General features: G+C 38.3%; 7 protein-coding genes and 1 pseudogene. 2 read left to right on the top strand and 6 right to left on the bottom strand.

Annotation, left to right across the window (positions count from 1 at the left end; all coding sequences use genetic code 11):
- The first annotated feature begins 46 nt into the window (after positions 1–46).
- Together B5P40_RS06940 and B5P40_RS06935 are read left to right on the top strand one after the other, a co-directional pair.
- Entirely contained in the window at positions 47–1,381 is a 1,335-nt protein-coding gene (locus B5P40_RS06940) for an FAD-dependent oxidoreductase (protein WP_113709011.1), read from the top strand.
- A 159-nt stretch (positions 1,382–1,540) separates the two neighbouring features.
- Positions 1,541–1,951, top strand: a complete 411-nt coding sequence (locus B5P40_RS06935; RefSeq protein ID WP_002030461.1) for a DUF3908 family protein — start codon at positions 1,541–1,543, stop codon at positions 1,949–1,951.
- Positions 1,952–1,983: 32 nt separating this feature from the next.
- Here B5P40_RS06935 and B5P40_RS06930 read toward each other — a convergent pair.
- The 6 genes and pseudogenes from B5P40_RS06930 to odhA all read right to left on the bottom strand — a co-directional run.
- A pseudogene (locus B5P40_RS06930) lies at positions 1,984–2,187 on the bottom strand (SAM-dependent methyltransferase); the annotation flags it as partial.
- Positions 2,188–2,261: 74 nt separating this feature from the next.
- On the bottom strand, positions 2,262–3,824 hold the full coding sequence (locus B5P40_RS06925; protein ID WP_002126024.1) for a SagB family peptide dehydrogenase: 1,563 nt from the start codon (positions 3,822–3,824) through the stop codon (positions 2,262–2,264).
- A gap of 22 nt (positions 3,825–3,846) precedes the next feature.
- Positions 3,847–5,796 carry a TOMM precursor leader peptide-binding protein gene (locus B5P40_RS06920; protein ID WP_113709010.1) on the bottom strand — a complete coding sequence of 650 codons (1,950 nt, stop codon included), beginning with the start codon at positions 5,794–5,796 and terminating at the stop codon, positions 3,847–3,849.
- Positions 5,793–7,712 (bottom strand): putative thiazole-containing bacteriocin maturation protein, encoded by a 1,920-nt coding sequence (locus B5P40_RS06915; protein ID WP_002168868.1) that lies wholly within the window; start codon positions 7,710–7,712, stop codon positions 5,793–5,795. The genes B5P40_RS06920 and B5P40_RS06915 overlap by 4 nt, the downstream gene beginning before the upstream one ends.
- Positions 7,713–7,837: 125 nt before the next feature.
- Positions 7,838–9,094, bottom strand: coding sequence for a 2-oxoglutarate dehydrogenase complex dihydrolipoyllysine-residue succinyltransferase (gene odhB, locus B5P40_RS06910; RefSeq protein WP_002168867.1), 1,257 nt, complete (start codon positions 9,092–9,094; stop codon positions 7,838–7,840).
- 129 nt (positions 9,095–9,223) lie between these two features.
- Complete coding sequence (gene odhA, locus B5P40_RS06905; protein ID WP_002126030.1) at positions 9,224–12,091, bottom strand: 2-oxoglutarate dehydrogenase E1 component; 2,868 nt, start codon at positions 12,089–12,091, stop codon at positions 9,224–9,226.
- Between the last annotated feature and the right edge of the window lie 338 nt (positions 12,092–12,429).

Here is a 12,429-nt window from a genome sequence, read left to right as displayed (position 1 = left end):
AAATATGGAAATCGTAAAGAGTATGTAAAAAAGAAGGAGTGGTAAAGTGAACTATGTCATTATTGGCGGAGATGCAGCAGGTATGAGTGCAGCAATGCAAATTGTTAGAAACGATGAAACGGCAAATGTTGTAACGTTAGAAAAAGGTGAAATCTATTCATACGCTCAGTGCGGATTACCGTATGTGATTAGTGGTGTTATTGCTTCTACTGAAAAGTTAATTGCACGCGATGTAAAGACGTTTCGTGATAAATATGGAATTGATGCGAAAGTACGTCATGAAGTAACGAAAGTAGATACGGAAAAGAAAATGGTGTACGCAGAGCATACGGAGACGAAAGATGTTTTTGAATTTCCGTATGACCGTTTATTAATTGCGACTGGAGTGCGTCCTGTTATGCCAGAATGGGAAGGGCGAGATTTGCAAGGCGTTCATCTTTTAAAAACAATTCCGGATGCTGAGCGCATATTAAAAACGCTAGAAACGAATAAAGTTGAGGCTGTAACTATTATTGGCGGCGGTGCAATTGGACTAGAGATGGCAGAAACATTCGTCGAACTTGGTAAGAAAGTAAGAATGATTGAGCGAAACGATCATATTGGCACAATTTATGATGCCGATATGGCGGAATATATACATAAAGAAGCAGATAAACATAATATTGAAATTTTAACGAATGAAAATGTAAAAGCGTTTAAAGGAAAAGAAAGAGTAGAACAACTGGAGACGGATAAAGGGACGTATAAAACTGATCTCGTTTTAGTATCTGTCGGTGTACAGTCAAATACTGATTTTCTTGAGGGGACAAATATACGTAAAAACCATAAAGGTGCAATTGAAGTAAATGCTTATATGCAAACGAATGTGAAAGACGTATATGCTGCTGGTGATTGTGCAACACATTACCATGTTATAAAGGAAATTCATGACCATATCCCGCTCGGAACGACTGCGAATAAACAAGGGCGACTTGCCGGACTCAACATGGTTGATAAACGCAGAGCATTCAAAGGTACGTTAGGTACAGGCATTATTAAATTTATGAATCTGACGCTCGCAAGAACAGGCTTAAATGAAAAAGAAGCGAAAGGGCTAAACATCCCGTATAAGACGGTCAAAGTAGATTCAACAAATATGGCGGGCTATTACCCGAGTGCTTCGCCACTTCACTTGAAATTACTATATCACGCCGATACGAAACAATTATTAGGCGGTCAAGTAATTGGAGAAGAGGGCGTAGATAAACGTATTGATGTTATCGCGATGGCACTTTTCAATAAAATGTGTATTCACGATTTAGAAGATGTCGACTTAAGTTACGCACCACCATATAACAGCGTTTGGGATCCAATTCAACAAGCAGCAAGGAGAGCGGAATAGCACTTTTTTAAGTGCTATTTTTTTTGTGAAAGGGGAATAAATAAAGTTTCACTTTATTTTGAATATACCGTTCACCCTTGAAAACATAGTACGTATCGCTTATATTGTCATATAGTATTTGTTTTTTAATAAATCAATGAACGAACCAGGGGGCACAGTATGGCAATTAACATGAATACAATCGAAGAATGGATTGCTGAATCAAATGCAAGAAACGAAGAAGACTTAGGAAACGTTGTTGAAGAGATGAAAGAAGTATGTGTCGGACTTGATAACGCGACATTAATTTATACGAAAAACGTATTTTGTTTCGGTAAGAAAGTAGAAGTATTCTTCTTCTTCCAAGATCACGTCGTTATCGGAGAAGAGAAGGAAGAGTATATTGAGATTGAAAAATTAAAGTATGATGACATTACAAATAGCAACTTAAAAACAAATGACAAAAATACAACGTTAGAACTAAAGTTTTCTAACGGGAAAGCTATTAATTTAGATAGTCTAAATGATAACTACGGTACGAAAAACTGGTTATTTGCAAGACAAATTAAGAGTATTTTTAAAGTAATCTAGTAAAAAAGGCAGACCTTGAAAGGTCTGCTTTTTTACTTATTTCCTATTAAATAAAGGCAACCTCTTTCTTCATAACATTTCACGCTTGTAAATCTCGTCTCATAAAAAAGGTTTACTAATTCTTCGGTCGTCTTAAATTTATCCATATGATATTGGATTGTGAAAGTTTCAGCGACTAGTAAAAAGGATCCATTCGGTTTTAAGACGCGAAATACTTCTTTCATATCATTTTTTATATAAGAATATGTATTTATTTCGCTTTTAATAATTTAACTCCTTTAAAAAAAGCACGCCATTAATCGGCGTGCTTCTAATTATGCAAGGACCCTTTTAGCCAATTTCGCGCTCGATACGCCCCAACCGGAATTTGAATGAGTGAAGTTTCATTTCCGGCATCAATCCCGTACAACTGATCACATGAATTTGTATCAAAACTTAGTAACGGATGCCCGCCCATCCCCATAGCGGTCGCAGCTAAAACGAGTTTATGAACGAGCATGCCAGCTTCCATTTGATGAATTCGATATCCTCTATAACCTAATTTATTTTTATAGTAATCTTTATTTCCGATTACATGTAGACAAAGTGGTACTTGAAAAAGGTTTACGTTATCCATCGTCATACTGGATTGCAGAGAATAACGAAGGTCTCCGTACCGAATTGGCTGTATGGAATGTGTCCTACTGTTATAAGCGTAAGCGCCGTTTTCTATGTCTTTTACGTTATAAAAACATCCATATAGTGAGACTCGTGCGTTTTCATTTAAATATTTGCCATCAAGGTCGTTGTAATAAGGGAAGGAGAGGCTCGCTGCTTGTAGTAGAGTAGCGAGCTCGGCTGCATCCCATTTCGTTAAAATGAAGTCAGAATCAGGTGAATATCGTTTTTTACAAAGTTGTAAAAAATCATATGATAAACGTTCCACTTTAGGTAGCTGCATAGCGTGTGCACTATATTGTTGTCGTTCTTCACGGGTAAATGTTTGGAAGTGTTCTGTTGATTCAATCATAGAAGCTGCGTTTATTTTTTTTATCATCGGATATTCATCTACATATTTTGAGCGAACGAAATGCTCATGTGTTAACGGCGGGATTTGCTGCAACAAGTCATGAGAAGTAATAGTTTTATTTTCGTGATGATCATCATGAAACCAATCTGTATTCGGTTCTGTACTTAAAGGAATAACAGCATACACACTTTCTTCACCTTCTGACAGTCCAAGTAAATGATTCATTGCCCGATCTAGAAACTGAAAATATACACCATTTGTATAACCAAATTGTTTTGCGCATTCAAGTAATTGACCGATTAGAACACCACTATCTAATCCTTGCAGACGATACGAAAAGTTATTGTATTTAAAGAAGTTTTTCCAAAACATAGTGGATACAAATGCAGCACCAAAACAAGAATGTATGTTACAACGATTGCCGAGTGCTTCTGTAAGATAAGAATCAAAATTTCCTTCACGAAGTAAGATAAGACGGTGGTGCGCGGCGTCGTAATGGTAAATGCCGTCTGGATAATGATCAATTTTTAAATACATATATAATTCATTCGGATATAAAGCACCCCCAGAAGGGATGAATCTTCGAAATAGAGTCGTTGTTTTATTATTTTCTAGGTTAGTAGTAGGCTGACATAATTGTGTTAAACCAAATGAGTACCAAAGATAATGACCGATTTCCTCTAAGTTAGGTTTAGTAGAAGAATTCCGCAAAGTTAATGGGATTTCTAAAGAGAGAGGGATTACTGGTAAATTTCGATATAATTTATAAGGAAGTGGTGCGTCTTCCCAGTCAATCTCTTTATCGGACGACATAATTTCATTAATAGAAAAATGGAGATGATGTAAAAAAGTATCAGGTTGCATCAAATTTCCCCCTCACTATGAATTATGGAAACGGATGCGGATGTGGATTTAAACTTTCATTCGTTAAAGGCTCAGCCCAATATCCAAGTGTCATCGGTACGGTATACACTCTATCCAGTCCTGTAACCCGAGTGAGATGGTGACCGAACGTCATCGGTAACATGCCTGGAATAATTACTTTTACACAATGTAAGCCGTTCTTTTCTATAAGGGGGACCGTTTGATTTACAACAATTACTTCAAGTCCAGATTGATGTAACCTGTTTAAAAGTTGATGAAGATCAGATGTTAAATCCATATCAAATGATTGTAATGCATTCATTTCTTGGAACGTTTGCACTGGAGCATCATCACGTAAAAGGAAGTGAAGACGTTCTTCCGCTTCTTTCAATCCGTACAGCATACTATGATCTTCCATTTGCGAAACAAGATATGGATTTTGTAAACCGTTTTCATATTTCTCTCTTTTTTGTTCAAGCTCTTCATCTGTTATAAGTAACATGCCCGCTATTTCATGAATTGCATTTTTTACAGCTCGAATTGGTTCCATATGTGCGCCGCCAGCACAGACGAGATTCATACCATCTTGCCTTGTATTTTTCGCAATGACCCATATGCTCGGAATACCATGTTCCATCGTCGCGTTGAAAACGTATAATTCATATCCAGTAATTGTGCGTAAGCGTTCCAACATTAGTTGCAATTCAGTATCATTGGCTGAACTAAGATCGAGACGGGGAAGAGGTAATTCGGCATACCAAGTGAGCAAAAAGGCGTCACGCTCTACAATTTCTAAAATGCCGTGAAAAATTGCTTCTTCTAAACTACCACCAATTGCACATCCATTTGATGTTTCATACACGAAAGCATCTCTATGACCAAGGCTATAATAAGCGATTGATTCTGGAACTAGAAGTGGTCGGTTTTGTAATAAAGAATATCCCCATACCCAGTTTTGCTCATAATCAGGATCAAACGGCTTAAATGGAAAACTATCACGATTGTAATGTTCATTTGTATGCACACCAAGTGTGAGGGGATTCAGTGCAATATCTTCTAGCTCACGAAAACTGCCATGTACATTTGTTTTTTTTCCACGAGGCGACATACCGCAATAGCGTTCTAAACCTTCTAAAATAGCGGTTGCTTTACTAAGTGAAAATGAATGAGTCCGGCCCGCGACACCTTCATTTCCAAACAGTAACGGCATGTTTATAATGACATCAGCAAACGGTAATAGAGAATGTTGCATTTTACCGTTTAAAATACCAGTCCGGTAATCTAAATAGTCTCTCGTTAAAAATGTGTTTAGCTCATGAATGGAACGACAGCGATACGTTTCAGTACTCGTTTTCAAACTTGGTTGTAAAGAAATTTGCGCTGCATCTGCTGTATCGTCAGGCAAATTGCTGCATACCGGACAGAGAGGGTCTGGAAGAAACGAATTCCGGGTACATTGTAACGTTTGTAAGTCCAGTAAAATGAGTTCGTTTTCTAAAGAAGAATATCCATGAGCTAATATTTTCTCTGTTTCAACATGAATGAGCTGGCACATTTGTAACATTCCATTTTGGGTGGCGCGTACATCACGCCTCGTCACGTTCTCTGCTTTTAATGCATATTTTCGTTGTAGTTCCCACATTTCTTTTTGATCAAAGCCAGCTATAAACCGGCGTCCATCAGCGCAGTGGGAACATCCAGTTGTAAGAGGCTTCACGTAAGGACCGATAATACCTTCACCAAACGAAGTAAACGCGCGAAGCCACGGAATATTATTTGAGCGAAAGATAAGCTCAGCATCACGATGTACGGAAGAAGGAGACCCGTCATGTAAAACGAGAGCAAGATGAATGTTTTCAGGGAGAGCTTCTGTAATTGTATGCTGGCGGATGAGTGAATGTTGCTTACACAATTGCTCATGTACATAGTCTGTGAGTAGGCCATCTCCTATAAGTAGTATGTTTTGAGTCATTGGTCATCCTCCTTTGCAATTAATACCCCATATACACCGTCTAAGTTGTCTCTTAAAAATGACTCAATAGCTAAATCAAAAACGAATGGATACAAGTTGTTTTCCGTTAAATTTTGCAAAGCAACTTGTAAAGACTGTACGCCTGGAATTTCTTCCTCTTCTTGTATTGCTACTCTAACAGGATCCGTACTATATAAAACAATGGATGATTCCGGTAACATATTAGCTTTATAAGGAATCTCTTCATTTTGAATATGAAGGAGTGCTTGTTGCAGAGCATTTCTTAATGCGAGTGTTATATTAATATTTGCCGCACCATACCATCTATCATTAATACCGATCCAAACGACAGGAAAACCAAGTAACTCCTCACTCATTCCTACTTTAGGTATTTCATGAATTGTAGAGAGAGCATCGTAGTAAAACCTACAATGTTTATCATGAATTTCGGTTAAATAAAGCTCTGTAATCTCTTCTAGCATATGTGATTGGCGTTCATATAACTTATTATTTAAATGTTTTTGGAGTGCTCGGTATACACCTTCTGTCATCGTTTCCCCAGCACCAATACCGATATCAGTATGTTCGGGGATAAGACGATGAATCATTTCAGCTACATATGTTTCAACTCCTGTTAAACCAGCTTCGCGGCGTGCTTCATTATGAGTTAATCCACCGCAAGTTATAGTAGGAAGGGGAGAGGTAGGTCCGTCTGATAATGGATTTGCAACTTGAATATTGCACTGTGATAAAGGCAATTGGTGTAAATCTTGTTCATCCCACATGTGGAATATACCAGCTTCTTTAGAAGTTAACGTATCAAAAAAACGAAAAAGTTCAGTTGAAGTATATTGTCCGGAACGTTGGGCAAGGTTTTCTTGAAGATTTTGCACCGTATCAATTGTAAAGATTTCATCGGTTGCGAGAAGATGTTTTATGAAAGGGTGCCACTTTCCTTCAAGTGTTTCCAAGTTTAATAAAAAGAATTGAGGATTATGCTGCCTATGTGAACCTTCAGCGACATGTTTAAATAACTCAAAAACGATAACATTTGCTAACATTGCAGATGCAATTGGTGAGAAAAGTTCAGGTGGATTTTCACTTTGTAAAGTAGTTTCGTGTAGACGATGCCAAGCTGATTCCCAGCATTCTTCACGGTCTGCGGTTACGACGGGTCCAGCTAAACCAATTCTTGATAAGCAAATAGCTGGTATGAAATTTTTCTTAAACTCTCTACAAATAGTATGGATTGCTCTTAAACTTTCAATATCTCCATTTTGGGAAACGTATAAAATCCAGTCGAAAGGCTCGAATACTTCATGTAAAGGGCGATCAATTGTAATATCTATTTCTTGAATAAGTACATTGTCATCATTTGCATATGCACGTTCGCTTAGTTCGTGAATTCGATCGTAGTTTGTTTCAGCACGATCTGTAACAAGATAATGGAATGTAGGTAAACCAGATTCTAATAAAGAAGAAACTAGGGAAGTAAGCATATCGCCAGAACCAATTATAAGCACATTTGCTGCGCGGTACGTTTCGAATTTTAAAGCGCCTGAATGGGAATCAGCTTCTAAAAACTCAATTTGCGAAGCGTATCTGTCGAGTAATGCACTGTTTAATTCGTGGGGAGCATCTTGGCTTACATCACGAATGAAACCATTTTCATATAAAATCTCTCCAATTTCAAATACACGATTTTGATAGGGGAGAGGGAGACCATCGGTTATTTCTGTCAAAGAATGATTACCGTTAAACATAGGCATTAATTTCTCAATCCAGTCATAAATTCCATCACCATCCATACGGAATGAACTGGAGTTATTTCGAAAGTAAACACCCCCGTTTGAATCGGGGAGGAAGAAAGTATCCTTATTTGCTTTAAGTTTTGCATGAACTGGAAGGTTATTCATGTTTATCCCCCTTACGTTTTAGGCATACATTATTAGTCTATGTATTGTGATTTGTCCCGTATGAACATAATAAAAAAAGGCTGTAGAATGATTCATTCTACAGCCTTTAATAGATTAATAATCTATCAACCTTCTAATAATAATGATTTTGGATCTTCAAGCATATCTTTAACAGCAACAAGGAAGCTAACTGCTTCTTTACCATCAACAATACGGTGATCGTAAGATAGTGCAAGGTACATCATTGGACGGTTTTCCATACGCTCTGCATCAATTGCAACTGGACGTACTTGGATTTTATGCATCCCTAGAATACCTACTTGTGGACTATTTAGGATTGGTGTCGACATTAGAGAACCGAACACACCACCATTTGTAATTGTAAATGTACCACCTTGTAGCTCTTTTAATGAAAGTTTATTATCGCGTGCTTTCAGACCTAAATTACGAATCTCGCTTTCAATTTCAGCGAAGTTCAATTGGTTAGCATCGCGTACAACTGGAACAACTAATCCATCTGGAGCTGCTACTGCAATACCGATATCATAGAATTTTTTAATGATAAGCTCATCGCCTTGAATTTCAGCATTTAATAATGGGAACTGTTTTAATGCTGCAACAACTGCTTTTGTGAAGAATGACATAAAGCCAAGACGTACATCATGTTTTTTCTCGAAAGCATCTTTGCGTTCTTTACGTAATTCCATGATTGCACTCATATCAACTTCGTTAAATGTAGTTAACATTGCAGATGTTTGTTGAACTTCTACAAGACGTTTTGCAATTGTTTGACGGCGGCGGGACATTTTCACACGCTCAACTGGTTTTTCAAATTCAGTTTTTGCAACTGGAGCCGGACTTTGTTTTGGAGCAGCTGGTGCTTCTTTTGGCGCTGCAGCGTGAGCTTGTACATCATGTGGTCTCACACGTCCAAGTGGATCTGTGCTACGTACTTCGTTTAAATCGATTCCTAATTCACGAGCCATTTTGCGAGCAGCTGGTGATGCGATAGGACGATTTGTATTTGGTAAACCTTGCAACGCTTTATTTTGTTCAGCACTTGGAGCTGCTGCTTTCGGTGCTTCAGTAGTTTCTTGTTTTGGTTGCTCATTAGCCGGAGCAGGTGTGCTTACTTCAACCGCTGCGCCGTTTGCATCTAAAATTGCGATAGTAGCACCAACTTCAACTGTATCTCCAGGTTCGCCTAGTAACTTCGATACAATACCTGAATCCTCTGCAATGATTTCTACATTGACTTTGTCAGTCTCAAGCTCAACAACGCTGCCACCTTTCTCAACTTTGTCGCCTACGTTGATAAGCCATTGTGAAATAGTTCCTTCTGAAATAGATTCTGCAAGCTCAGGTACTTTAATTTCGATCATTTTAAATGTCCTCCCCTTATTTGCCTAACGGTGTGTTTTATCTTCTTTAATCTTCGGTAATCTCCATTTGTTAGCCTGGCTGTGGCAGACTATCTGCCACAGCCAAGCCTGAAAAACTCATTGTTACTTTCAGTTGCTGAAAACTTCAATTTCTTGTTTATCTTGACGGAAGTTGTACTTCACATCTAAAGCGTGTGCAACGATTAATTCTTGCTCAGCTTTGTGAGCGAATGGATCGCCACCAGATGGGCTAGAACGATCCGGGCGTCCAATGTAACCTGTTTTCACTTTATCCCCAGCTAGTTCGAACAGAATTGGAGCCATGTAATGCCATGCGCCCATATTACGAGGTTCTTCTTGAACCCAAATGATTTCTTCTAAGTTTTTAAAGCGTTTAATAATAGATTGAACTTTTTCAGCAGGGAATGGGTACAACTGCTCGATACGAACCATATGAACTTCATCTAGGCTGTACTCATGCTTACCACTTTCGATTTCTGCTGCTAAGTCAATTGCCATTTTACCTGTACTTAAAACAAGACGTTTTACTTTATTTGGTTTCGCACCAAGGTTTCCTTGTTCTAAAGCAGGTTGGAAACGTCCTTCACTTAACTCACTACCTGTAGAAAGTGTAAGTGGGTGACGTAATAAGCTTTTCGGCGTCATAATTACTAATGGTCGAACAGCTTCTGTTCCTAAGATAGATGCTTGACGGCGCAAGATATGGAAGTATTGTGCCGCGCTCGTTAAGTTTGCAACTGTCCAGTTGTTCTCCGCAGCTAATTGTAAGAAACGTTCTGGACGTGCACTAGAGTGTTCTGGCCCTTGACCTTCATAACCGTGTGGTAATAGAAGAACTAAACCAGATTTTTGACCCCATTTTGCTCTTCCTGCTGAAACATATTGATCAAATAATGCTTGCGCAGTATTTGAGAAGTCACCGTATTGAGCTTCCCACATCACAAGAGTTTCTGGAGCAAATACGTTGTAACCATATTCGTAACCAACAACAGCAGCTTCTGATAACGGACTGTTATGAACAGAGAATGATGCGTTAATGTTCGGTAAACGGTGTAATGGTGAATATGTTTCGTTTGTATCAGTATCGTGTAATACGATATGACGGTGCGCGAATGTACCACGCTGTGAATCTTGACCAGTTAAACGAATTGGCGTACCTTCTTGCAAAATAGAAGCGAATGCTAACGATTCAGCAAGTGCCCATTCAATTTTACCGTTCTCTTCAAGAGCATCTTTACGGCGCTCAAGAATTTTCTTCACTTTTGGATATACGTTAAAGCCTTCAGGCCAAGATAATAGTCCTTCATTAATTGCACGAAGTGATTCAATTGAAACACCAGTGTCAATCGGTTGAATTCCTTTTGCAACAACCTCTGGAACTTTAACGTGAATTGTTGCAGCACTCGTATCAGCTGGTGGCACTTGTGCGTATTCAGCCTTTAATTCCTCTTGTATAAACTGAGTAATTGTTTCAACCTCATCTGCATTCAGAACGCCAGCAGATTGTAATTGATCTGCATAAATTGCTCTTACAGTTGGGTGATTTTTAATTTTTTTGTACACTTGTGGTTGCGTAACTGCTGGATCATCCATTTCGTTATGACCATATCGGCGGTAACCGATTAAATCGATTAAGAAGTCCTTTTTGAACAGCGTACGATATTGGATCGCAAGGTTTGCAGCAGCAAGACAAGCTTCCGGATCATCAGCATTCACGTGAACAATCGGAATATCGAAACCTTTTGCAAGGTCGCTTGAATATTTAGTAGAACGAGAATCATAGCTATCAGTCGTAAAGCCGACTGCATTATTTGCGATAACATGAATAGTTCCGCCAGTTTGGTATGCATTCAATCTACTTAAGTTGAGTGTCTCAGACACAACACCTTGACCAGGGAATGCAGCATCACCATGAACTAAAATTACGAATGATTTTGTAGTATCTTGTTCTGGAAGACCAGATTTTTTACGATTCTCTTGAGCTGCACGTGCGAAACCTTCAACAACAGGGTTAACGAACTCAAGATGACTCGGATTATTTGCTAATGTAACACGAGTGCTAACCTCTTCATTACCAACGACTTGTTCTCTACCTAAATGGTATTTCACGTCGCCAGTCCAGCCAGCATTTGCCACTGCACCTTCTATTTTTGCATGTTTGAATTCTGCAAACATGTGATTATATGGCTTTTCTAATACGTGAGCGAGTACGCTTAGACGACCACGGTGAGCCATACCAATCATGACATCTTCAACGCCGCCTTTAGCACCTTCTGAAACAATTTCATCTAGTACAGGTACAAGCATATCAACGCCCTCTATTGAGAAACGTTTTTGACCAACGAATGTTTTATGCAAGAATTGCTCGAAACCTTCAACAGCAGTTAAACGTTTTAAAAGAGCAGTTCGTTTTTTATTTGATAATGGTTGACGCAATGAATTTGATTCCACCATTTGATGCAACCACGCGCGTTCTTCACTATCTTGTATATGTGAGAATTCATAAGCTAAAGATTTTGTATAAACGTCTTTTAATCTATGAATTACATCAAGCGCAGTGTGAATACCCTCTGGTGCATCTTGCCATACTGTTTTTGCTGGAATCGCTTTCAAGTCAGCATCGCTCAGTTCGTTCATTGTTTTCTCGATAAGAGATTGTCCGTTTGCAGCATCTTCCATCGGATTAATGTGAGCCAATGTATGCCCGAAAGAACGGATCTGTTCAACAAGTTGAACGACTTTAAGAATCTTTTCAATGTTCCCTGTGTTTTGAGGAGAAAAATGTGTTGCTGTGTTGTCCCCTGTTACGACATCATCTTGAAACGAAGGAGCTCCAAAAATTTCAAAAAGCTCTTGTAATTCCGGATCAACAGAACCTGCTCCAGTTACGTAAAGATCATACTGTTCAATAACATAACCAAGGTTCGGACCATGGAACTTGGCCCAAGGGTTTGTCGTTGTATTCTTCCTCGTCATTTGTTTAAACCTCCCAATGCATATAATCCTTTTTCCATACAAAAAGGTGCATTTTGCTCTTTTCAATAATTGATGAACCAATAATCAATGTAAATGTTTTTCTTTACTCTTATGTTATTACAATAATTTACATAATACCAAACACTATTACTTATCTGTTTTGTAAAAAAACATTCACAATAACTTATCACCCAAGTTAATCTTTCATGTTATAAAGTAATTTCACGGGAAAACGGGGTGGATATATTTGGTATACCTACATTAATACCTATAATTGTTGCATTTAAATATAAGTATAACTATCAGAATGTTTCGATAAAGTTTAGTTCGAATTATGT

Origin of the sequence: Bacillus sp. SRB_8 (assembly GCF_003264205.1) — a bacterium.
Taxonomy (GTDB): domain Bacteria; phylum Bacillota; class Bacilli; order Bacillales; family Bacillaceae_G; genus Bacillus_A; species Bacillus_A mycoides.
The sequence above is the reverse complement of the archived record's forward strand: the minus strand, read 5'-3'. Positions and strand labels throughout refer to the sequence as shown.

Bases quoted from the DNA above. Each gene is read 5' to 3' on its own strand.
- B5P40_RS06935 (WP_002030461.1), top strand. From the start codon at position 1,541: ATGGCAATTAACATGAATACAATCGAAGAATGGATTGCTGAATCAAAT.
- B5P40_RS06915 (WP_002168868.1), bottom strand. From the start codon at position 7,712: ATGAATAACCTTCCAGTTCATGCAAAACTTAAAGCAAATAAGGATACT.
- B5P40_RS06920 (WP_113709010.1), bottom strand. From the start codon at position 5,796: ATGACTCAAAACATACTACTTATAGGAGATGGCCTACTCACAGACTAT.
- odhA (WP_002126030.1), bottom strand. From the start codon at position 12,091: ATGACGAGGAAGAATACAACGACAAACCCTTGGGCCAAGTTCCATGGT.
- odhB (WP_002168867.1), bottom strand. From the start codon at position 9,094: ATGATCGAAATTAAAGTACCTGAGCTTGCAGAATCTATTTCAGAAGGA.
- B5P40_RS06925 (WP_002126024.1), bottom strand. From the start codon at position 3,824: ATGCAACCTGATACTTTTTTACATCATCTCCATTTTTCTATTAATGAA.